Annotated in this window: 19 protein-coding genes; 18 read left to right on the forward strand and 1 reads right to left on the reverse strand. The window is 48.8% G+C overall.

Annotation, left to right across the window (positions count from 1 at the left end; all coding sequences use genetic code 11):
* The first annotated feature begins 22 nt into the window (after positions 1 to 22).
* The 6 genes from xylB (at position 23) to QWY22_RS03170 (ending at position 7,640) form a co-directional block, all read left to right on the forward strand.
* A complete protein-coding gene (xylB, locus tag QWY22_RS03145; protein ID WP_300983004.1) occupies positions 23 to 1,522 on the forward strand; it encodes a xylulokinase in 1,500 nt (499 codons plus the stop codon).
* Positions 1,523 to 2,006: 484 nt separating this feature from the next.
* A complete protein-coding gene (locus QWY22_RS03150; RefSeq protein ID WP_300983006.1) occupies positions 2,007 to 2,990 on the forward strand; it encodes an aldo/keto reductase in 984 nt (327 codons plus the stop codon).
* Between the two features lie 234 nt (positions 2,991 to 3,224).
* Entirely contained in the window at positions 3,225 to 4,322 is a 1,098-nt protein-coding gene (locus tag QWY22_RS03155) for an ABC transporter ATP-binding protein (RefSeq protein WP_300983008.1), read from the forward strand.
* A 117-nt stretch (positions 4,323 to 4,439) separates the two neighbouring features.
* Positions 4,440 to 5,438 (forward strand): Gfo/Idh/MocA family protein, encoded by a 999-nt coding sequence (locus tag QWY22_RS03160; protein ID WP_300983010.1) that lies wholly within the window; start codon positions 4,440 to 4,442, stop codon positions 5,436 to 5,438.
* Between the two features lie 59 nt (positions 5,439 to 5,497).
* On the forward strand, positions 5,498 to 6,556 hold the full coding sequence (locus QWY22_RS03165; protein WP_300983012.1) for an aldose epimerase family protein: 1,059 nt from the start codon (positions 5,498 to 5,500) through the stop codon (positions 6,554 to 6,556).
* A gap of 103 nt (positions 6,557 to 6,659) precedes the next feature.
* Positions 6,660 to 7,640 (forward strand): LLM class flavin-dependent oxidoreductase, encoded by a 981-nt coding sequence (locus QWY22_RS03170; RefSeq protein WP_300983014.1) that lies wholly within the window; start codon positions 6,660 to 6,662, stop codon positions 7,638 to 7,640.
* Between the two features lie 247 nt (positions 7,641 to 7,887).
* On the opposite strand, the gene QWY22_RS03175 is transcribed toward QWY22_RS03170, so the two are convergent.
* The gene (locus QWY22_RS03175; protein WP_300983015.1) at positions 7,888 to 8,376 is read right to left on the reverse strand and encodes a DUF4188 domain-containing protein; all 489 of its coding nucleotides are present in this window, start codon (positions 8,374 to 8,376) and stop codon (positions 7,888 to 7,890) included.
* 367 nt (positions 8,377 to 8,743) lie between these two features.
* Between QWY22_RS03175 and QWY22_RS03180 the strand changes: the two genes are divergently transcribed.
* The 12 genes from QWY22_RS03180 (at position 8,744) to QWY22_RS03235 (ending at position 22,100) form a co-directional block, all read left to right on the forward strand.
* A complete protein-coding gene (locus QWY22_RS03180; RefSeq protein WP_300984316.1) occupies positions 8,744 to 10,213 on the forward strand; it encodes an aldehyde dehydrogenase family protein in 1,470 nt (489 codons plus the stop codon).
* A 93-nt stretch (positions 10,214 to 10,306) separates the two neighbouring features.
* Positions 10,307 to 11,044 (forward strand): SDR family oxidoreductase, encoded by a 738-nt coding sequence (locus QWY22_RS03185; RefSeq protein WP_300983016.1) that lies wholly within the window; start codon positions 10,307 to 10,309, stop codon positions 11,042 to 11,044.
* 244 nt (positions 11,045 to 11,288) lie between these two features.
* Positions 11,289 to 12,245 carry a sugar kinase gene (locus QWY22_RS03190; protein ID WP_300983018.1) on the forward strand — a complete coding sequence of 319 codons (957 nt, stop codon included), beginning with the start codon at positions 11,289 to 11,291 and terminating at the stop codon, positions 12,243 to 12,245.
* 19 nt (positions 12,246 to 12,264) lie between these two features.
* Positions 12,265 to 12,885 carry a bifunctional 2-keto-4-hydroxyglutarate aldolase/2-keto-3-deoxy-6-phosphogluconate aldolase gene (locus tag QWY22_RS03195; RefSeq protein WP_300983020.1) on the forward strand — a complete coding sequence of 207 codons (621 nt, stop codon included), beginning with the start codon at positions 12,265 to 12,267 and terminating at the stop codon, positions 12,883 to 12,885.
* 15 nt (positions 12,886 to 12,900) lie between these two features.
* A complete protein-coding gene (uxuA, locus tag QWY22_RS03200) occupies positions 12,901 to 13,977 on the forward strand; it encodes a mannonate dehydratase (protein ID WP_300983022.1) in 1,077 nt (358 codons plus the stop codon).
* Positions 13,974 to 14,810 carry an SDR family oxidoreductase gene (locus QWY22_RS03205; protein WP_300983023.1) on the forward strand — a complete coding sequence of 279 codons (837 nt, stop codon included), beginning with the start codon at positions 13,974 to 13,976 and terminating at the stop codon, positions 14,808 to 14,810. The genes uxuA and QWY22_RS03205 overlap by 4 nt, the downstream gene beginning before the upstream one ends.
* A gap of 3 nt (positions 14,811 to 14,813) precedes the next feature.
* On the forward strand, positions 14,814 to 15,821 hold the full coding sequence (locus tag QWY22_RS03210; RefSeq protein WP_300983024.1) for a LacI family DNA-binding transcriptional regulator: 1,008 nt from the start codon (positions 14,814 to 14,816) through the stop codon (positions 15,819 to 15,821).
* Positions 15,822 to 15,867: 46 nt separating this feature from the next.
* Positions 15,868 to 17,205 (forward strand): gluconate:H+ symporter, encoded by a 1,338-nt coding sequence (locus QWY22_RS03215; RefSeq protein ID WP_300983025.1) that lies wholly within the window; start codon positions 15,868 to 15,870, stop codon positions 17,203 to 17,205.
* Positions 17,206 to 17,448: 243 nt separating this feature from the next.
* Positions 17,449 to 18,297 carry a MurR/RpiR family transcriptional regulator gene (locus QWY22_RS03220; protein WP_176294532.1) on the forward strand — a complete coding sequence of 283 codons (849 nt, stop codon included), beginning with the start codon at positions 17,449 to 17,451 and terminating at the stop codon, positions 18,295 to 18,297.
* A gap of 133 nt (positions 18,298 to 18,430) precedes the next feature.
* The gene (gene murQ, locus QWY22_RS03225) at positions 18,431 to 19,315 is read left to right on the forward strand and encodes an N-acetylmuramic acid 6-phosphate etherase (RefSeq protein ID WP_300983026.1); all 885 of its coding nucleotides are present in this window, start codon (positions 18,431 to 18,433) and stop codon (positions 19,313 to 19,315) included.
* A gap of 25 nt (positions 19,316 to 19,340) precedes the next feature.
* Positions 19,341 to 20,720, forward strand: coding sequence for a PTS transporter subunit EIIC (locus QWY22_RS03230; protein WP_300983027.1), 1,380 nt, complete (start codon positions 19,341 to 19,343; stop codon positions 20,718 to 20,720).
* A gap of 312 nt (positions 20,721 to 21,032) precedes the next feature.
* A complete protein-coding gene (locus QWY22_RS03235) occupies positions 21,033 to 22,100 on the forward strand; it encodes a DUF871 domain-containing protein (protein WP_300983028.1) in 1,068 nt (355 codons plus the stop codon).
* Positions 22,101 to 22,117 lie beyond the last annotated feature (17 nt).

Genomic DNA, 22,117 nt, shown 5'->3' on the forward strand with positions numbered 1-22,117 from the left:
ACAGGGCAGGAGAGCGGTCGCGATGAAATATGTTATTGGTGTAGATTTAGGAACCAGTGCAGTCAAGATTTTGCTTGTCGACCAACTTGGTGAAGTTGTCCGCAGCGTCTCAAAATCATTTGCACTGACCCAAGAGAAAACAGGTTACAGCGAACAAAATCCGCAGGACTGGGTTGAAGGCACAACGGCTGGACTATTTGATTTGTTAAGCGGCTGGAACGGCCGCGCTGAAGACATCGAAGGCATCAGTTTTTCAGGCCAGATGCACGGGCTTGTGTTGCTGGATGAAAACAATGACGTGCTGCGCCCGGCCATTCTTTGGAATGATACACGGACGACGGCAGAGTGCCAGCAAATCTACGATGCAATCGGTGAGGCACGCTTGCTCGAAATCACCAAGAACCCGGCGCTTGAAGGCTTTACATTGCCGAAACTGCTATGGGTAAAAGAGCATGAGCCGGAAATCTACAGCCGGGCGAAAGCCTTCGTGCTGCCGAAAGATTATTTGCGCTACAAGATGACCGGCCAGCTGCAGATGGAATATTCCGATGCAGCCGGCACGCTCCTGCTGGATATCAGCAAGAAAGAATGGAGCACGGAAATCTGCAGCTTGCTCGAGATTGATCCGTCGCTTTGCCCACCGCTTGTTTATTCGCATGAAGAAGTCGGTACGGTTAAAATGGATTATGCGGAAATCACCGGATTAAGACCTGCAACACGCGTTTTTGCCGGCGGAGCGGATAATGCCTGCGGCGCCATCGGTTCAGGAATTCTGGATGATGGCAAAACCTTGTGCAGCATCGGTACATCTGGTGTAGTTCTGTCCTATGAAGCAAGCGACGACAAAGATTTTGAAGGCAAAGTCCATTACTTTAACCATGCGGCACCGGATGTTTTCTATACCATGGGTGTAACGCTTGCAGCCGGCTATAGCCTGACTTGGTTCAAAGATGTCTTTGCGGCGGATGAATCATTCGAAGATTTGCTCGCCGACATCCAGTCAGTTCCAGCAGGATCAAACGGGCTGTTGTTTACACCGTATTTGGTCGGGGAACGGACGCCTCATGCAGATGCAACCATCCGTGCAAGCTTTATCGGCATGGATGCTTCGCATCAGCGAAAAGACTTTGCGCGTGCAGTGCTTGAAGGGATCACGTTCTCGCTCAATGAATCCATTGATCTTTTCCGCCGCAGCGGCAAAGAAATCGACACCATCGTCTCGATTGGCGGCGGAGCACGCAACGAAGACTGGCTTCAAATGCAAGCCGATATTTTCAATGCAAAAATCGTAAGGCTCAATAGTGAACAAGGTCCAGGCATGGGAGCCGCAATGCTCGCAGCATTTGGGTGTGGATGGTTTGCGACATTGAAGGACTGTGCAGACCAGTTTTTGAAAGAAGACCGCCAGTTCCAGCCGATTTCATCCAATGTGGAAACGTATAAAAAACTGTTCGCCATTTATCAGGACGTATACGGCCAAACAAAAGAGCTGAATAAAAAACTTTTGGAGTTCCGTAAGTAGTCCATTAAAATAAGAGTCTCAACTTTCAGTTGAGGCTCTTATTTGTAAAGATAATCGCTATATACGTTGAATAAAATAATTGTCCTTTTATACAACGCTTCGGTCGCTTTGGGCAGTGCAAAGACGATTGCTCCTGCGCAAGCTCGTCGCCAAAGAGTCACCCAAATGCTTTGGGCGCCTCTTTGGCTCTCGCCATGAGCCGAAAAGATCATTCGTCTCATAGCTCCGCCTAGCCCCTAAACGCGCCGACGCTGAGAAAGATTACTATAAGAAAGAGGATCACGTTGAGAAATTCTTGATTATCATTTACTTAGATATGGAGCAACACAACGGAGACTCCTGCGGGATAGCGAAGTGCCGAAATCCACTCGGGCAAAAAGCCCGAGTTAGTTCGGCGCAAGCCCGCGGAAAGCGTAGTTGTTTTGCGGAATATCAACAATACTATTTAATAAGGACAGAAACTAAGATGCGGGAGTGTGGAGAAATGAATTATCGTCAGATTGGCAGCACCGATTTAAAGGTCAGTGAACTTAGTTTTGGCACATGGGCGATTGGCGGTTCGTGGGGAACCACCAACGACCAGGAGTCATTGAAAGCATTGGATTATGCGATGGGCGAAGGCGTCAACTTTTTCGATACGGCTGACGTATACGGAGACGGCCACAGCGAAGAACTCTTGGCAAAGGCGACCAAAGGCCGCCATTCTGAAATTCACATTGCCACAAAGTTTTGCCGGGCTGGAGACATCCACGACCCGAAAACCTATTCCATGGAAAGCGTCACGAAATATTGCGAAGACAGCTTGAGACGGCTGGAGCGCGAGCAATTGGACTTGTTCCAAATCCATTGCCCGCCGATTGAAATTCTGCAGGATGGCCAAGTGTTTGAAGTGCTTGACCGCTTAAAGGAACAAGGCAAAATCCGCTACTACGGCGTCAGCGTCGAAACGGTTGAAGAAGGCTTGCTGTGCCTGAACAATCCGAATGTCAGCAGTTTGCAGGTTATCTTTAACCTGTTCCGCCAGAAGCCGCTGGATGAGTTATTCCCGAAAGCCAAAGAACAAGGCGTCGGAATCCTGGCGCGCGTACCGTTGGCCAGTGGATTGCTGACAGGGAAGTTCAAGGCGAACGCCAAGTTTGAAGCAGACGACCACCGCAATTTCAACCGCGACGGCGCTGCGTTCAATGTAGGAGAAACATTCGCAGGACTGGAATTCGCCAAAGGCGTCGACCTGAGCAATCAATTAGGCTGGATTGCAGACGGCCGCGGCAATATGACCCGCGCCGCATTGAAATGGATTTTAGAGCACGATGCCATTTCTTCAGTTATTCCAGGCTTTAAAACAGTCAAACAAGTACAAGACAACTTAAAAGCACTCGATGCCAAGGACTTTACTGCAGAAGAGCTGGATAAACTGGCGAACTTCTACCAACAAGAAGTCCACCCGGCAATTCGAGGACCTTATTAATAGAAAAGCGGAAATGGCCGTTAAGGTCCGACAGGCATAAGGCGGATCGGCGAAGCGGCGCTTTTTGTCGCACAGCCGGAACGACTTATGACCCGAGGACCTGGCCATTGCAGCTGGACAAGAAAAGCGGAAGCTCCTGGTTAGCCCCGACGAGCGCTGGAGGAGCAGCTTTTTTAAAAACCGGAAGCCTAGTCAGAAATATTACACAAGCAAAGCAAAATGGGAGGGAATAGAATGGCAGACTTGCAATTGAAGAACGTGAAAAAGGTATACGACAAAGGGGTAGTTTCAGTAAAAGATTTCAACCTTGAAATCCGCGACAAAGAATTCCTGGTACTGGTCGGCCCGTCCGGCTGCGGAAAATCGACGACGCTTCGCATGATTGCCGGACTCGAAGACATCTCGGAAGGCGATTTGTTCATTGGCGGAAAACGCGTCAATGACTTGTCGCCGGCAGACCGTGATATCGCAATGGTGTTCCAGAACTATGCGCTTTATCCGCATATGAGCGTGTACGACAATATGGCGTTTGCGCTGAAGCTGCGCAAATTGAAAAAGCCGGAAATCAAAGAGCGCGTGGACAACGCGGCGAAGATTTTGGGCCTGGAAGAATATTTGACGCGCAAACCGAAAGCGCTTTCTGGCGGGCAGCGCCAGCGTGTCGCTTTGGGCCGTGCAATTGTCCGCGACGCTGAAGTGTTTTTGATGGATGAGCCGCTTTCCAACTTGGATGCCAAACTTCGGGTGCAAATGCGGGCGGAGATCCAGAAACTCCACAGACGCCTGCAGACGACTACGGTCTACGTGACGCATGACCAAACAGAGGCGATGACGATGGCGACGCGCCTCGTCGTGATGAAAGACGGCGTGATTCAGCAAGTGGGGACACCGAAAGAAGTATACGATGAGCCGAACAATGTTTTTGTTGGCGGCTTTATTGGTTCGCCAGCGATGAATTTCCTCACCGGCAAGCTGGAAGGCGAACATTTTGTGATGGACACGGTGAAAGTTCAAGTGCCGGAAGCAAAATTGAATTTATTGCGTGAGCAAGGCTACAACGGAAAAGAAGTGATTCTGGGAATCCGTCCGGAAGACATCCACGATGAGCCGCTATTCCTCGATCATTCGCCGGGAACGAAAGTGCGTGCATCGATTGAAGTAGCTGAATTGATGGGCTCGGAAATCATTCTTTATTCGAATGTTGCCGGACAGGACTTTATCGCACGCATCGATGCCCGTTTCAATGTAGAAGCAGGGCAGACGATCGATGTGGCGTTTGATTTGAATAAAGCGCATTTCTTTGATCAGGAAACGGAAGCCCGCATTAAATAAGAGGTTTGCAAGAAGCGGTAGCTGTCTTGAAATTGAAACCGCTGAAGAGCTGGAAATAGCTCTTTGGCGGCTTTTTTTGTTACGATGAATGGATCAGCAGCTGAAGGAGGATTCGAGATGAAAAAAGTTCGTTGGGGCATCATCAGTACAGCCAACATTGCACAGTCGCAACTGATTCCGGCAATTTTCCGGTCAAACAACGCATTAGTGGAAGCGATTGCAAGCCGCAGCAGCAAGGTCCACGGAGTGGCAGCGGCCCTAAACATACCGAAAGCATACGAAAGCTACGAAGAACTGTTGGACGACCCGAAAATTGATGCGGTTTATATTCCGCTTCCGAATCACTTACATAAAGAATGGGTTTTTAAAGCGGCTAAAAAAGGCAAGCACATCCTTTGCGAAAAGCCGGCGGCCCTAAACGCGAACGAAGCGGAAGAAATGGTCCAGGTGTGCCAGGAGTCGAACGTCAAATTCATGGAAGCGTTCATGTACCAGCTGCATCCGCAGCACGCACGCGTCAAAGAAATCATGGCTTCCGGTGAAATCGGCGACATCAAACTGATCCGCTCCAGCCATTCGTTTTATCTGGAAAACCGAGAAAGCGATATCCGGATGGATAAAACCATGGGCGGCGGTTCCATCTACGACCTTGGGTGCTATTCAATCCAGGCCATCCGTCACCTGACTGACGCCGAACCGGTGGAAGTGCAGGTCGTATCCGAAAGAGATTCGGTTACGGGTGTCGACATGCTGTCGAGTGCATACCTGGTACTTGATAACGGCGTAACCGCCATTTTTGATTGCAGTTTTGATATGGTGAGCCGGAACGAATACGAAGTGGTCGGCACAAAAGGCACCATCAAAGTGCCCTACGCGTTCCGGCCGGACATCAATGCCGGCATGGGCCTGGTGATTGTCGAAGCAGCCGGTGCAACGCGGCAGGAGAAGATTTACGGCGACCTTTACCGCTTGGAAGTGGAGCATTTTTCTTCGGCAGTGTTGGACGATTCGGAGCTTGTGATAACGGCTGAATCAACCATCCAAAATATGCGCGTCATCGATGCCTGCTACAAAGCGGGCGAAACCGGAGAGACGGTTTTGGCGAAAGTGGACTAAGTTTAAATTTCGGAGAAGTTGAAAAAAGTTCAACGGACCATGGGAAGGGATTGAACAGAATGGAAGTGCAACAGCGTTTATTCGGCCATATAGAGGGGCGTCCGGTGACTTTGATCACCGTCCGAAACGCCAACGGGTTTCAGATGTCGTGCATCGATTGGGGATGCATCATTACTGAAATTCAAGCTCCAGACCAGAACGGCAAGTTGGAAAATGTGGTCCTGGGTTTTGATGCACTCGAAGAGTACGGCGACAATCCGCATTTTTTAGGAGCGGTGGCGGGTCGTTTTGCCGGCAGAATCAAAGGCGGCGCTTTCAAGCTGGACGGCAAAGACTATCAGCTTGCGGCGAATGCCAATGGACACCATCTGCACGGCGGTACTAGAGGGTTCAGCCATGTTTTATGGGACTCGAATGTCATTCACAATGGAAATGAAGCCCGTATTGAATTTACATATTTGAGCCCGGACGGTGAAGAAGGCTATCCGGGAAATCTCGAACTGAAAGTTGTCTATACGCTTTCTGACGACGCGAATGATCTTCTCATCCACTATTCAGCAGTTTCCGACCAAACGACTTTAGTGAATCTGACCAACCACAGCTATTTCAACTTGAGCGGCGATTTGAAGGAAGATGTCTTAAATCATCGACTGGTGCTCGGCAGCAGCGAGTTTTTGGAGCTCGACGAAGAATTGATTCCGACTGGTGAAGCGATGCCGGTCGACCGCTCGGTGTTTGATTTCCGTGAAGGCCGAAAGATCCACGACGGAACGGTATCGGGCGACCCGCAAAACCTTCTGGCCGGCTGCGGCTACGACCATCCGTTTTTGCTCGACCGCAACCAGCAGGAAGAAATTGTGCTCGAACACGAAGCGAGCGGCAGGAAGCTGACCGTCGAGACGACGGAACCGGCAGTCGTGCTTTATACGGGCAATGGACTGGAAGGCCCAGACGTGTACCGCGGAACGAAAGCCTGTAATTATTTGGGGCTGTGCCTGGAAACACAGGGCTTGCCGGATTCGATTCACCAGCCGCATTTTCCTTCGGCGGTATTGAAGAAAGGTGAACGCTACACGAGCGAAACCCGCTATTCGTTTGGCGTCATCAACAAATCGTAATTGGCTATAGTCAGCGCCGGCTCCCAGTGCTTGGGAGTTGGCGCTTTTCTTTTGTTTTCGGTATGGTAAGAAGAGTAAAAAGATAAAGAAAAGGGGGAGTCCGATGTTTGCACTGAATATCCTGGACTACTCGCCGATCGATGAAGGGTCTACAGCGCGCGAAGCCCTGCTTCAGACGACCGAATTAGCGAAGCTTGCCGAAAGCGCAGGCTATAAACGTTTTTGGGTGGCGGAACACCATAAAGTCATGTCGGTTGCCGGCAGCACACCGGAAATGCTAATGATGCATTTGGCGACTTCGACGTCGTCAATCCGGATCGGCTCGGGCGGCGTGATGCTGCCGCATTACAGCGCCTACAAAGTGGCAGAAAACTTCCGCATGCTTGAAGCGCTCCACCCGGACCGTATCGATCTTGGCATCGGGCGCTCACGCAGTTATTTGAAAGTCAATCAGGCGCTGAACGGCAATAAACAAATTTCGTATGACCAGCAAATAGACGATTTGCAGCAATATCTGACCGACTCGGGTGAACTGGTTGCTACGCCAGTTACCGAAACGGCCCCGGAACTGTGGCTCCTTGGGACAGGCGGCGGCAGTGCGGAACTGGCAGCTGCAAAAGGCACCGCTTACGCGTATGCCCATTTTGCCCGCCCTGCTGCATCCGGAGTAGAAGTGGTGAAAACGTACCGGAGCAGCTTCCGGCCGTCGAAACTGTTGAACGAGCCGAAAGTCATCCTCGCGGTGTTTGCAGTGGTTGCGGAAACAGCAGAGGAGGCGGAAGAAATCGCAAAAGCTTTCGATCTGTGGCTGCTGTTTGTGGAATCGGACATGCCGCCTCCTTATTACCCGTCCATTGAAACGGCAAAAGCACGCGGCTTTAGTGTACGTGAACAGGAAAAAGTCGACAAGAACCGCCAGCGCATGATTATCGGCGATGCCGAAACCGTGAAGGCGGAAATAGAGCGCATTGCCGAACAATTTAAGGCCGATGAAGTAACGATCATCCCGAATATTTCCGGTGCGGAAAATCGGATGAACGGCATCCGTCTGCTCGCTGAAGCTTTCGGCCTTTCCAAAAGTTGAAACCTTTTTTACCGATTTGCGTATTATGAATAAATTCGGTTAAAGGGGAGACGGCGGATGGAGAAAAAGAGGCGGAAAAAAGAGAAGAAGGATCGTTGGTGGATTTGGGATGTGGTTGAATTCTTTCTGGAATTGCTGGATCTTCTTCTATATATTCCAAGGCTTATTATCCGGATCGTGCGGGAATTTTAATGCTTTGCAAAGTTGAAAAACGTTCAAAAACGGATAGCCGTTTTTGAACGTTTTTTTATTTTTGCAGCACATAATTTTTCTTAATCCGTTTATGTGCCGAATTATTGGCAGCAGTAATTTCAGTGGAACCGATTGCTTTTGCCAAACCGAACTTTGGCATATTGCCGTAGATGGTTTCAAAACCGTCTGCCCGAATTAAATAAGTTTCATGGTAAATGCCGACCGCATCATTGTTGCCAACTTTTTTATTGAAGTTACGCCAGGCGGGTAAATGTTTTGATCCTTTCGCATAGGCCAGCAGTTGTTGTTCGGAGCGCCAGTATTGAATCATGATTGTCGTCCGCAATCCAAAAAAATTCTCGATGGATAAACAACCCAGTTCTTTATTCATAGACAATTCCTTGATCATGGCCGGCATAGCCGTAAACACCGGGAACCATTTGCGCACTGCCCGGTAATTATTGATGCGCATGCCGATGATGAAAACCACAAAATCTTCGTCCGTATCCGCCGTATACCTTCCTGGAAAAACTTGTGCTCCCATTTGAGTCCTCCTCATGAATGTCGGTTTCGAAATACATTTCAAGGCAGCCGCTTCTCGCTAGTTAAATACAATATACATCGGCAAGCAACAGGTGTATAGAGAATCTTTTGGAGATGATTTCAGAGCAGCGTGGATAAACTTTGAAGACCACGAATAAACTCCAGGCAGCGCGAATAAACCGGCTAAAAGAAAAGCGCTATTTCATCCCGCCATCCGTTTACAGAACAGAATAGCAGAGAACCTCTCCGGCGTTTTAAGTTTCCGGCTTAACGGGTAGAGATAGAGACGGAATAAATGAACAAGCAGCTTGCCTGGCAGAGACCTTAAGCTAAAGGCTGTTAAACCAAAAGGAGTGTTAATTAACATGATTACAACCGACTTTTCACAGCTTTATTTTGAAGGAAAATGGCAGAACGGATCCAGCGACAATAAGATGAAAAACACGAATCCTTATTCAGGAGAAGAACTGGTGACGATTCAGGCAGCCGACAAAGATGATTTGGACCGCGCCTATAAAGCAGCAGCGGAAGCGCAAATCGACTGGGCGAAGGAATTGCCGCAGAACAAGCGCAAAGTTTTGGAAAAAGTAGAAGAGGTCATGACGGAAAACAAAGAACTCATTATCGACTGGCTGATCAAAGAAGCCGGCAGTACGTATATGAAGGCAGCGACGGAATTTGGTGCAGCTTTGAATGTCGTAAAAGAAGTAGCAGCATTTCCATTCAAGATGGAAGGTAAGATTTTGCCCTCCCAGACGGCTGGCAAGGAGAACCGGATTTACCGCAATCCGATCGGGGTCATCGGAGTTATCAGCCCGTGGAACTTCCCGTTCCATTTGGCGATGCGCTCGATTGCACCCGCTTTGGCAACGGGCAACGGCGTCGTGGTGAAACCGGCGACGGACACGCCTGTGACCGGCGGATTGCTCTTTGCGAGCATTTTTGAAGCGGCGGGATTGCCGAAAGGCCTGCTGAATGTCATCGTCGGACGCGGTTCGGAAATCGGCGACGATATCGTCAAACACCCGATTCCCCGTTTGATTTCGTTTACGGGGTCGACGCCGGTAGGAAAGCGCATAGGCGAACTGGCGGGCGGCAACCTGAAAAAGACGGCGCTCGAACTTGGCGGCAATAACGCCTTCATCGTACTGGATGATGCGGATATCGATTACGCAGTCAACTCTGCGCTGTTCGGCAAGTTTTACCACCAAGGGCAAATTTGTATGGCGACTAACCGGATTCTTATTCATGAAGACCGCTACGAAGAATTCGCTGAGCTGTTTGTAGCCCGCGCGAAGAAATTGAAATACGGCAATCCGGCGGAAAAAGATACACACGTCGGACCGCTGATCAACCGGGACCAGGCCGACCGCATTTTGCAGGATATTAAAGAAAGCGTGGAACGCGGAGCGGAATTGCTGCTTGGCGGCGAATGCGACGGAAACGTCATGCAGCCGACGGTCCTCGGTGCAGGCACGAACGATATGCCAATCGCAGAAAACGAGATTTTTGGGCCGGTTGCGGTATTGATTCCATTCAGCAGCGACGACGAAGCAGTCGAAATGGTCAATGCCTTCCCATACGGCTTGAGCGGCGCCGTCCACTCTTCCAATATTGAATGCGGCACGCAATTCGCCCATAAAATCAATACCGGCATGATTCACGTGAACGACCAATCGGTCAACGACGAAGCGCATGTGCCGTTTGGCGGCGAGAAAGAATCCGGCCTTGGACGTTTCAACGGGGACTGGGTGCTGGAAGAATTCACAACGATGAAATGGATTTCTGTTCAGCATACGCATCGCGATTACGGCCCGTTTATTGAAGCATTGAAATAAACGGGAAAATTTAGATATTTACAGCAGTATGCAAGCAGTTTAAAGTGAAAAAGCATCACTTATGATTTATGAAGAAATGGAGCTGGAAAACCAATGGCAACAAAGAAAACAGTGATTATTACAGGTGCAAGCAGCGGCATCGGCCAAGCGGCTGCCAAAGAGCTGGCGGGCAGAGGATATGCCGTCATGCTGGCAGCGCGCCGGGAAGAGCGCCTCGTGGAACTGAAAAAAGAAATCGAAGAAGCAGGTGGACAGGCAGCGTATCAAGTGACGGATGTCACTTCATCCAAAGAGATGAAAGCCTTGGCAGAAGCGGCGATTGAACAGTTCGGCCAGATTGACGTGTTGGTCAATAACGCGGGCCTCATGCCTTTGTCTTATATGAACAAACTGAAAATCGAAGAATGGGACAAAATGGTCGATGTGAATATCAAAGGCGTGCTGTATGGCATCGCTGCCGTTCTTCCGCATATGGAAGAACGCGGGGAAGGGCATATCGTCAACATCTCATCGGTTGCCGGGCATGATATTACGCCAGGCAGTGCTGTCTACAGCGGAACGAAGTTTGCCGTCCGTGCCATTACGGAAGGATTGCGCCAGGAACTGAGTCCCGATATGAACATCCGGGCGACGATTGTATCGCCAGGTGCAGTTGCCACAGAACTGACAGACACGATCACCGACCAGGACATCCTGGACGGTTTTGCAAGCGGCAATCCGATGAAGTTCTTGGAAGCGGAAGACATTGCCCGCGCGATTGGCTATGCAGTCGAACAACCGGATTATGTCGATGTCAACGAAATCCTGATCCGTCCGCGCCAACAGAAATAAGAATAAGTTCCTAGAAGCTGCAGATTTTCTAATTAACTTAGAAGATTTTGCAGCTTCTTTTTTTAGTTGAAAGCCTGACAGCTAGCAGTACTGGAAGTTTTCGGCGAGCTGTGGCAAATGGTTCATTTTACAGAAAATTTTAAGATGCCTTGATTTTGAAAGCACTTTCACATATAATTCTACTAAACCGATTTAGTAAACCGATTTATTAAATCTAGATGGAGTATTGAGAGGGGTAATTGGGTTGTCGAAGACTTATCAAGTTTTTACATTGGGTGATGCGTTGATCACGTTCAATCCCTCTGAAACTGGACCGCTTCGCTATGTGCCAGCGTTCAGCCGCAAGGTAGGCGGGGCTGAATTGAATTTTGCGATTGGCTGCGCTCGCTTGGGGCTGCATACGAAATGGGCAAGCCGTTTAGGCGGAGACGAATTTGGCCGTGTGATTTATAATTTTGCACGCGGAGAAGGCGTCGATATGGAACAGGTGAAGTTTGTCGAAAACTATCCGACATCATTGAATTTCAAGGAAATTCGCGAAGACGGTTCTGGAAAAACGTTTTATTACCGCTACCAGTCGCCGATTTTAACATTGGAACCGGAAGACATTACAGAAACGATGTTTGCAGATACGGATTTGATTCATCTGACAGGTGTGTTCCTGGCAATCGATCCGAAAAACCTGGCGATTGCCAAACGGGTGTTAGCCATAGCCAAAGACAAAGGAATTAAAGTGTCGTTCGATCCGAATATCCGTTTGAAGTTGTGGACGCTTGAACAAGCAAATGCAGTGTATCAGGAAATTTTCCCGTCGGTTGATATTTTACTGACCGGGCTCGATGAAATCGACATGATTATCGGGGATTCTTCTGAAAGCGCTTTGGAGAAATTTGCAGCTGAATTCAATATTGAGCAGCTGGTTATCAAAGACGGCGGCAACGGAGCAAGGCTTTACCGCGACGTAACCTGGTATACGAAAGAAGCATTCAAAGTAACGCCAATCGACACGGTTGGAGCAGGAGACGGCTTTGATGCCGGCTATGTCTACGCCATGCTTCATGGCTATTCGCCCGAAGAGGCGCTGGAGTTTGCGAACGGAGTTGGAGCGCTGGTGACAACCGTATCCGGCGACAACGAAGGACTTCCGTATTTAGAAGAAGTACAGGCTTTGATTCGCAACGAAAAAATCATTGAACGTTAACTAGAGGAGGAACACCGATATGTTGAAACACGAAGTTTTATCGCGTTTAACTGAAACAAAAGTGGTAGCGGTGATTCGCGGAAGCAACGCAGAAGAAGCGATTGCATTGTCGAAAGCAGCCGTACAAGGAGGCATTCCAGCCATCGAATTGACGTATACGACGCCTCACGTGCAGAAGGTTTTTGAAGCTTTGGCGGAAGAAGACGTCCTGCTCGGGGCAGGAACTGTGCTGGATCCGGAGACTGCACGCCACGCGATTTTAGCCGGCGCAAAATTTGTAGTCAGCCCCCATTTTAACGAAGAAATTGCGACCGTGTGCAACCGCTACGGCATCCCGTATTTGCCTGGCTGTATGACTATTCGTGAGATGGTGAAAGCTCTGGAATTCGGTAGCGACATCATTAAATTGTTCCCGGCGAACAATTTCACACCTTCTTTCATCAAATCAGTCAACGGACCGCTTCCGCACGTGCGGATTATGCCGACAGGCGGCATTAACTTGAACAACATTCAAGACTGGTTATCGGCTGGAGCAGTGGCAGTCGGAATCGGCAGTGATTTAAATAAAGCTTACGCAGCCGGCGGATTTGATGCAGCTGTGGAATTGAGCCAAAAATACATGCAGCAAAGCGCGCAATAAAAAGGAGTGGCACCGATGAACATGACATTTCGCTGGTACGGCAGAGGCAACGACACCGTAACCTTAGAACACATCAAACAAATTCCAGGCGTTAAAGGCATCGTCTGGGCACTTCATAACAAGCCAGCCGGAGAAATCTGGACAAAAGAAGAAATCAAAGACGAAGTGGACTACATCAAATCTCATGGTTTCCACATAGATGTCGTAGAAAGTGTGAATGTCCACGAATCCATCAAACTGGGCAATGCAGAACGCGGCCGCTACATTGAAAATTACAAAGAATCAATCCGCAACTTGGCTGAGTTTGGCGTAAAAGTGATTTGCTATAACTTTATGCCGATCTTCGACTGGACGCGCACCGAGATGTTCCATCCGCTCGAAGACGGTTCAACGGCGCTGTTCTTCGAAAAAGCGAAAGTGGACAACATCGATCCAAAAGAATTGGTACGGGAAGTCAGCGAAGCGTCCGATTTGACGCTGCCAGGCTGGGAACCGGAAAAACTGGATCGCATCACCGAACTGTTCGATGCGTATAAAGAAATCGACGAAGCCAAGCTGTGGGAAAACTTAGCGTATTTCTTAAAAGAAATCATTCCCGTTGCAGAAGAAGCCGGCATCCAAATGGCGATTCATCCGGACGATCCGCCGTTTTCAATCTTTGGTCTGCCGCGCATTATTACAGGAGCAGCAAGCTATGAGAAATTAATTGAAATTTCGGATTCGCCATCGAATGCATTTACGATGTGTACAGGTTCAATGGGAGCGAGCCCTTCCAACAATATGGTGGAAATTGCCGAGAAATATGCAAACCGCTCGCCATTCGCCCATATCCGCAATGTAAAAATTTACGACAACGGCGATTTTACGGAAACTTCCCATTACACACAAGACGGCTCAATCGATGTCAAAGGTGTAGTCAAAGCTTTGCATGAACAAAATTATACAGGCTACGTACGGCCTGATCATGGCCGCCACATTTGGGGCGAAGTATGCCGCCCGGGATACGGTTTATATGACCGTGCACTCGGCATTATGTATCTGCTTGGCTTATGGGATGCTTATGAAACCAAAAGAACGGAGGAATCCCGATGATTCCCATTCATGAAAACTTGAAAGGCCGCGTTGCGGTCATCACAGGCGGCAGCGGTGTATTGTGTTCAGAAATGGCACGTGAACTGGCGCGCCAAGGCGTCAGCGTCGCAGTGATTAACCGGACCGCTGAAAAAGGCGAAACCGTTGCCAAGGAAATTACCGCAGCAGGCGGCACCGCTTTGGCAATTTCTGCAGATGTTCTGAACCGCAGCGAAATGGAAAAAGCGAAAGATGCCGTGCTGAAAGCATTCGGCAAAGTCGATATCTTGATCAATGGCGCAGGCGGCAACCACGCCGATGCCATTACCGGACCGGAACTTCACGACGAAGAGGCGGAAGGGAAATCTTTCTTTGATTTGGAAGAAAGCGGATTCAGCAATGTTTTTTCGCTCAATTTCACAGGCACATTTTTGGCTTGCCAAGTGTTCGGAAAAGAATTGCTGAAAAGCGAAGCACCGGCCATTGTCAATCTTTCATCCATGAGTTCGTATGCGCCGTTGACGAAAATACCGGCATACAGCGCAGCAAAAGCGTCAATCAACAATTTCACGATGTGGATGGCTGTCCATTTCGCGGAAACCGGCTTGCGCGTCAATGCCATCGCACCCGGATTTTTCAAAACCACGCAAAATAAGGACTTGCTTGTAGATGCAGAAGGCAATTTAACTGCCCGCTCACAAAAAATCTTAGCCGCGACGCCGATGAACCGCTTCGGTCAGCCTGAAGATTTGCTTGGGGCGTTATTATTCCTTGTCGATGAATCGTATTCTTCATTTGTTACCGGAACGACTTTATCAGTTGACGGCGGCTTTATGGCGTATTCGGGGGTTTAAGCTATGGCGAAAAATATAACCATTGCCCAAGTAGCAGAACAGGCGAAAGTGTCCAAAAGCACTGTCTCCCAATATTTGAACAAGCGCTATGAATACATGAGCGAAAGTACGCGCCAACGAATTGAGGCAGCTATTGAAGAACTCAATTACCATCCGAATAGCATTGCCCGCAGCCTAAAACAGAAATCGACGTATACGGTAGGGGTCATTGTCGCCAATATTCTTCACTCGTTTTCAACGCAGATCCTGCGGGCCATTGAAAACAACTTCAATGCCAACGGTTTCCATATCATCATCTGCAACGCAGACGATGAGCCGGAAAAAGAACGGAATTATATCGAGATGCTGCTGGCAAAACAAGTCGACGGCCTCATCATTTTTCCGACAGGCGGCAATTTGGATCTTTACGAACAAATGAACAAGCAGAATTTTCCTGTCGTCTTCATGGACCGGAAAATTGACGGACTTGAAGTCAATACCGTCATGCTCGATAACCATCGGGCTGCCCAATTGGCAATTGATGCTTTTGTTGAAAGCGATTACAAGAGGATTTCCATTATTACAACTTCCATCATCCGCAATACCAGTCCGCGTGTGGAACGGATTGAAGGTTACCGGCAGGCACTCGAAGCACATGGCCTTCCGGTCCGGGAAGAGTATGTCCGAACAGCCGATGCAGCCAATATCCAAAATGAGTTAAACGAACTGTTTGCACTGGATGCTCCTCCAGAAGCGATACTTGCTGGTAATGACAGAGTGCTGCTCGAAGTGCTGAAATACATGAAAGAACATCAATTGGTCATACCCGATGATGTTGCTGTTATCGGCATCGATGAAGTAGCCTTCGCCAGTTTTTATACACCGCCGCTTACGGTGGTCACCCAGCCGACAATCGATATGGCCAATAAAGCTACAGAATTGCTGCTGGAACAAATCAAATCAGAAAACAAAACAGCCAAAACTGCCATACATCGATTGCAGCCTAGCTTGATTAAGAGAGGTTCTTGTTAATTTGATTGGAAACGGGTTTTTTGTTTTAGAATAGGTGGGAATAGGAATGGAATGGTTTATTGATAAGCTGCCGATTATCTCGGTAGCGCTGGGCGTAGCCTTGCTGTTGTTCTTGAACATGAAAGTGAAACTGAACAGTTTCCTTGCGTTATTGATTTCTGCAATTTTTGTCGGAATTTTAAACGGACTCAGATTGCCGGATGTCATCGAATCAATCAAAGCCGGCTTCGGCGGTACACTCGGAAGTTTGGCATTGATCATCGGACTGGGTGCTGTACTCGGTAAGTTGATGGTCGACTCTGGAGCTGCTCAGCGCGTAGCTTCAACATTGTTGAAAAAATTCGGCGTGAAGAATATCGAATGGGCGATCCTGATCGTCGGCGGAATCTTCGGGATTTCCGTGTTCTATGAAGTAGCGTTCATCATTTTAGCGCCGCTTGTTATCAGTATTGCGATTGAAGCCAAAGTTTCATATATGCGTCTTGGAATCACGATGGTTGCTGCGGCCACAATGGCCCATAGCCTATTCCCGCCACAACCTGGCCCGACCGCGCTTGTTGCAGCATACGGCGCAGATATGGGTATGGTGTACATACTCGGCGTCGTGGTATTTATCCCGGCTGTTATTGCCGCAGGTGTCATCTTGCCGAGATTGCTGCGTAATCTGGACAAGCCGGTTCCACCTCTTTTGAAAAAGCCAAAAGAATTCAGCGACGATGAAATGCCTGGATTTGCAATCAGTATTTTGGTTCCTTTATTGCCAGCAATCATTATCACAAGTGCGACAATCATTAACTATTTCATCACAGAAGGTTCTTTGACACACGATATCGTCAACTTTATCGGAAGCGCCGAAATTAGCTTGCTTCTAGCTGTCTTAGTTGCGATCTATGTGTTCGGCCTTCGCCGCGGACGCAAAATGCATGAAGTCATGGATTCGTTCTCAAGCGCCATACAAAGCATCGCGATGATTATCCTGATTGTTGGTGCCGGTGGTGCCTTCAAACAAATCATTTTGGATTCCGGCGTCGGTGATTTCATCGCCGGCATGATGCAAAATACCAGCGTTTCCCCGCTTATTATGGCGTGGCTCATTACCGCCATTCTGCGTATTGCAACCGGTACAGGCGTGGTATCCGCCATTACTGCTGCAGGAATCGTAGGTCCGCTGATCGATACATTTGATGTAAACCCGGTATTGATGGTACTCGCAACAGCAGCAGGAAGCAACACGATTACACATGTCAACGATGCTTCGTTCTGGCTGTTCAAAGAGTACTTCAACTTATCGATCAAAGAAACATTCAGAACATGGGGCCTTCTGCTATTGACCACTTCTCTGGTCGGTCTTGGCGTGGTTCTATTGCTCAGCTTGTTCATTTAATAAATAAAGTCCGTTCTGCTCCAAGCAGAACGGGCTTTTTAACTTGTCCTTAAAAACTGGACGGTTCTAAATTACGTTGAAAGTTTAGGAGTCATCTCATGGAAGAGAGGGACCCGGAAACTTAAAAGCTGGATTTAAAAACAGCAGCGTGCAGGAAGTTCTTGATTGCGGGAAAAATCATTCTCCTATAATATTCAATGAAAGTGGCACACACCATAACAAAAAGCAGTTGGGAGATATGCAATGAAATCGTTACTTACAAAAATTGAACTCGACCTGGAGCAATTGTCGGCAGCGGAACGGCGCATCGGCGAATACATCATCCAGCAGCCGGATGCCATTCCGCATATGACCACAAAAGAACTGTCGGAAAAAGCGGGCGTGAGCGAAGCGACCATCATCCGCTTCTGCAAATCGATCGGCATGGGAAGCTTCAAATCCTTCAAATTGGCGCTCATGAAAGACCTGACCCTGACCGATACGAACCTGACGGACTTTTCGGTGCTTCAGCAGAAAGATTCCCCTTATGATTTATTCCATAAAGTGATCCACGTCAACAAGTCGGCCATTGAATCCTGTGCAGATTCGATGGACCGGAAAGAATTGGTGCAAGCGGTCGACGCGATGAAAGGCGCAAACAAAATCGTCTTTTTCGGCGTTGGCGGCTCTTCGACAGCGGCCGTGGATGCCCAGTACAAATTCATGCGGCTCGGCTATCAGTCCATCACTTCGCTGGATTTCCATTACATGCTGTCATTGATTCCGCATCTGACGGAAAACGACGTGTTTGTCGCAATCAGCATGTCGGGGCGGACAAAAGACGTGTTGGAACTGTCGCGCTTTGCGAAAAAAAGAGGTGCAAAAGTGATTGCCATTACGAACTTGAACAAATCGCCGCTTTACAAAGAAGCGGACATCCGGCTATGTACGCCAAACGTTGAACAGGATTTCCGGAGCGGCAGCATCGCTTCCCGGATGACCCAGCTCACCGTAATCGACACCCTTTATATGAGCGTTTTCCACCACCTCGGCGAAAAAGTGCTGCAGCAGTACTACGATGCCCGCAGTGAAATGGAAAGTTTGAGAAGGTAAAGAGAGCTGAGAAATCAGCTCTTTTTTATTTTTCTTCATGAAATTAAAATTCATGATTTGGATAATTTATATTGACATGAAATTTCTTAAGAGTAAAATGAAGTCAAGAAATAACCAAATAAAGGATGAGCCGATGTTAGAGAATTTGTCTACAGAGAAAAGAAATGACGATACGATGAAGCTGGATGAAATGTCGACGCTGGAAATCCTTGAAACGATGAATCGGGAAGACCAGACGGTTCCAGGTGCGATTGCCAAGGAGATGGACCGCATTGAACAAGCGGTGCAAGCAGTGATCAAATCGTTCCAGGCTGGCGGCCGGCTGATTTATGTGGGGGCAGGCACAAGCGGGCGTCTTGGCATTTTGGATGCAGTAGAGTGTGTACCGACTTTTGGCGTCTCGCCGGATGTTGTGCAAGGTTTCTTAGCCGGTGGAATGGAAGCGTTCACAATGGCTCAAGAAGGAGTGGAAGACAACCCGTCTCTTGCTAAGGAAGAATTGAAAAAAGTTTCCTTAACGGAAAAAGACACGGTGATCGGCATTGCAGCAAGCGGCAGAACGCCTTACGTAATCGGGGCGCTGGAGTATGCAAGTGAAGTAGGCGCGAAAACGGTAGCCATTTCCTGCAATACGGAATCGGAAATCAGCCGGTATGCGCAAATTGCCATTGAAATCGAAACAGGGCCGGAAGTTTTGACCGGTTCTACGCGTTTAAAAGCGGGAACAGCCCAAAAGCTCGTATTGAACATGATTTCAACGGCTTCGATGATCGGCGTCGGCAAAGTTTACGGAAATTTGATGGTGGATGTACAGGCGACCAACAAAAAACTGATTGAGCGTTCGAAGCGTATTATTATGGACGCTACGCAAGTGGATTATGAAACAGCGGAGCGTTTTTACGAAAAAGCCGATCGCCATGTCAAAACGGCCATCGTCATGATTTTATTGGATTGCTCAAAAGGGGAAGCGGCTGAGAAGCTGGAAACAGCTGGCGGTTTTGTAAGAAAAGCTTTATAACACAATGGGAGAGCGGGGGGACAGTATGAAAAAAGAACAAAAAATGGCGCAGGATATTCTTAAGCAAGTCGGGGGAAAAGAGAATATCCAACGGGTAGCCCACTGTATGACGCGTTTGCGCTTGTCGCTGAAAGACGACAGCAAAGCGAATATCAATGACTTAAAACGAATTGACGGCGTGATGGGCGTCGTTGAAGACGACACACTTCAAATCGTGGTAGGACCGGGAACGGTTAATAAAGTCGCGGCTGAAATGAGCAATGAAACAGGGCTTGCAATCGGGGAAGAAGCGGCTGTCAACGAAGGCGATATGGATTTCAGCGAAAAAGCGGAACTCGACCGCGAAAAAATGAAGCAAAAAAACAAAACGCCGTTCAAGCTGTTTTTGCGCAGAGTCGGCAATATTTTCATACCGCTGATTCCTGGTTTGATTGCTTCGGGAATCATCAACGGTGCAGCGAACTTCGCTAAAAATGCCGGAGTGGATGAAACAGCGACGTATATGCAGATTTTATTGCTGCTGGGAAGCACGGTCTTTACATACTTGGCCATTTTAGTCGGCTGGAACACAGCGAAAGAATTCGGCGGAACGCCGGTGCTCGGTGCGATTGCCGGGGGAATTTTGTTCAATCCGTTATTGGCGGATATTACGATTTACGGGGAACCGCTCGTCGTCGGGCGCGGTGGATTGTTCGGAGTCATTTTTGCAGCTTGGCTGATGACGTTTGTTGAAAAGAAAGTGCGTTCTGTCATGCACAGTTCGATTGATATTCTTTTTACGCCATTAATTACGGTTCTTGTAGTTGGATTTATTTCTTTATATGCAATTGTTCCAGTTGCCGGTGTATTGAGCGACATCATTACTACTGGGTTGATTTCAGCGCTTGATGTCGGCGGAGTGGTAGCCGGCGGCGTCTTGGCAGCATTCTTCCTGCCGCTTGTTATGCTCGGGCTTCACCATGGTTTGACGCCGATTCACGTGGAATTGATGAACACGTTCGGCAGTACGGCGTTATTGCCGATCCTGGCAATGGCAGGTGCAGGGCAAGTCGGCGGAACGATTGCCATTTACGTGAAAACGAAAAACCAGCGTTTGCGCAATATCATCAAAGGCGCATTGCCGGTTGGAATCCTTGGAATCGGAGAGCCATTGCTATACGGTGTCACCTTGCCGCTTGGGCGTCCGTTCATCACCGCTTGTATGGGTGCAGCATTCGGCGGTGCCTTCCAGGCAGTGATGCACACAGCGGCACAAGGCATCGGCGTATCGGGCATCTCGTTGATCCCACTGATTGCTGACAGCAAATACATCTGGTACTTCCTGGGGCTCGTTGTTTCGTACGTCTTTGGATTTATCTTCACGTATTTGTTTGGATTCAAAGAGAGAATGGCAGAAGGGATCTAGAAAAGTGGAAAGAGCCGTTCAGCTTTGACCGGCATAAGACCGATTGGTGAAGCGGCATGTTCTCAGCCGCACAGCCAAGTGGGCTTATGACCCGAGAAGCTGGCTCTTGCAGCTGGACACAAAGAAAAGCGGCGGCGGCCATCTAGCCCCGACAAGCGCTGGAGGGTTTGGCAGGAATGGCGCACTTTGCCATTCAGGACAAAACCGAAGCGGCCCTTCATATACTACACACCATGAAAAACATAAGAGCAAGACAACCAAAAAGGGAGATTCAGTTCTCCCTTTTTTTCTTTAGCCAAAAGGAGGAATAGCATGCGCGGCATATCAGTTTATTTAGGAGAAGGCTCGCCGAAAGAACTTGAGCCTTATATTCAAAGGGTCCGAAAGCTCGGATTCAGTGCAATTTTCACGTCGCTGCACATCCCGGAAGAAGACCCGTCGTTGTACGAAGAAAGGCTGCGGGAGCTGGGAGCACTGGCGCGGGCATACGACATGGAATTGATGGCGGACATTTCGCCGAAATCGCTGGGGCATCTCGGGTTCACTTGGGACAATGCAGAAGGCTTAGTGGAATGGGGCGTCACCGGGCTCCGGATCGACTACGGCATCAAAGAGAACACGATTGCTGAGCTGTCTGGGAAAATGAAAATCGCCTTGAATGCCAGCACCTTAACAAAAGAAGGATTAGCGCGGTTGAAAGCAGCGGGCCTTCGGACAGAAGCGGTTGAAGCCTGGCATAATTTCTATCCGCGGCCGGAAACCGGGTTGGATACGCAAGATTTCTATGAAGTGAACGAGTGGCTGAAAAGCGAAGGCTTGGCGGTCATGGCCTTTATACCGGGAGACGGCAAGCGCCGGGGGCCTTTATTCGAAGGACTGCCCACTTTGGAAGAGCATCGCTGCGTTTCGCCATTTGCGGCGTATGTGGCATTCGAAAAAAGCGGACTGGTGGATAAGATTTTGGTGGGCGATATCACACTCAGCGAAGAAAGCCTGGCGCAATTCGCTGCTTATGAGCAAGGTGTCCTCCAATTGCGTGCAAAGAAGCTGATCGAAAATCAGGCTTTGCTAGAAACAGCCGGTCTGGTCCAAACCAACCGAATGGATGCGGCAAGAGACTGCGTCCGTTCGATGGAGTCAAGGGAATACGGCTTGTTCGGCACACGGCGGCTGGCGCCGGAACAGACCATTGAACGGCCAACCGGCAGCATTACAATCGACAATGAACGCTACGGCCGCTACCAGGGCGAGATGCAAATCACAAAAAGAGATTTGCATGAAGACGACCGGGTCAATGTCATCGGAAGAGTTCTGCAGGAAGATTTAACATTGCTCAAGCATGTAAAATCCGGAGTGGAATTTCAGTTAATGTGGGTATAAAGAAGAATTTTAATTTC

It is taken from the genome of Planococcus liqunii (assembly GCF_030413595.1).
In the GTDB taxonomy this organism is placed as follows: domain Bacteria; phylum Bacillota; class Bacilli; order Bacillales_A; family Planococcaceae; genus Planococcus; species Planococcus liqunii.

Bases quoted from the DNA above. Each gene is read 5' to 3' on its own strand.
- uxuA (WP_300983022.1), top strand. From the start codon at position 12,901: ATGAACATGACATTTCGCTGGTACGGCAGAGGCAACGACACCGTAACC.
- QWY22_RS03205 (WP_300983023.1), top strand. From the start codon at position 13,974: ATGATTCCCATTCATGAAAACTTGAAAGGCCGCGTTGCGGTCATCACA.
- QWY22_RS03235 (WP_300983028.1), top strand. From the start codon at position 21,033: ATGCGCGGCATATCAGTTTATTTAGGAGAAGGCTCGCCGAAAGAACTT.
- QWY22_RS03215 (WP_300983025.1), top strand. From the start codon at position 15,868: ATGGAATGGTTTATTGATAAGCTGCCGATTATCTCGGTAGCGCTGGGC.
- QWY22_RS03175 (WP_300983015.1), bottom strand. From the start codon at position 8,376: ATGGGAGCACAAGTTTTTCCAGGAAGGTATACGGCGGATACGGACGAA.
- QWY22_RS03185 (WP_300983016.1), top strand. From the start codon at position 10,307: ATGGCAACAAAGAAAACAGTGATTATTACAGGTGCAAGCAGCGGCATC.
- QWY22_RS03220 (WP_176294532.1), top strand. From the start codon at position 17,449: ATGAAATCGTTACTTACAAAAATTGAACTCGACCTGGAGCAATTGTCG.
- QWY22_RS03210 (WP_300983024.1), top strand. From the start codon at position 14,814: ATGGCGAAAAATATAACCATTGCCCAAGTAGCAGAACAGGCGAAAGTG.
- QWY22_RS03230 (WP_300983027.1), top strand. From the start codon at position 19,341: ATGAAAAAAGAACAAAAAATGGCGCAGGATATTCTTAAGCAAGTCGGG.
- QWY22_RS03195 (WP_300983020.1), top strand. From the start codon at position 12,265: ATGTTGAAACACGAAGTTTTATCGCGTTTAACTGAAACAAAAGTGGTA.
- QWY22_RS03155 (WP_300983008.1), top strand. From the start codon at position 3,225: ATGGCAGACTTGCAATTGAAGAACGTGAAAAAGGTATACGACAAAGGG.
- QWY22_RS03165 (WP_300983012.1), top strand. From the start codon at position 5,498: ATGGAAGTGCAACAGCGTTTATTCGGCCATATAGAGGGGCGTCCGGTG.
- QWY22_RS03160 (WP_300983010.1), top strand. From the start codon at position 4,440: ATGAAAAAAGTTCGTTGGGGCATCATCAGTACAGCCAACATTGCACAG.
- QWY22_RS03150 (WP_300983006.1), top strand. From the start codon at position 2,007: ATGAATTATCGTCAGATTGGCAGCACCGATTTAAAGGTCAGTGAACTT.
- murQ (WP_300983026.1), top strand. From the start codon at position 18,431: ATGTTAGAGAATTTGTCTACAGAGAAAAGAAATGACGATACGATGAAG.
- QWY22_RS03170 (WP_300983014.1), top strand. From the start codon at position 6,660: ATGTTTGCACTGAATATCCTGGACTACTCGCCGATCGATGAAGGGTCT.
- xylB (WP_300983004.1), top strand. From the start codon at position 23: ATGAAATATGTTATTGGTGTAGATTTAGGAACCAGTGCAGTCAAGATT.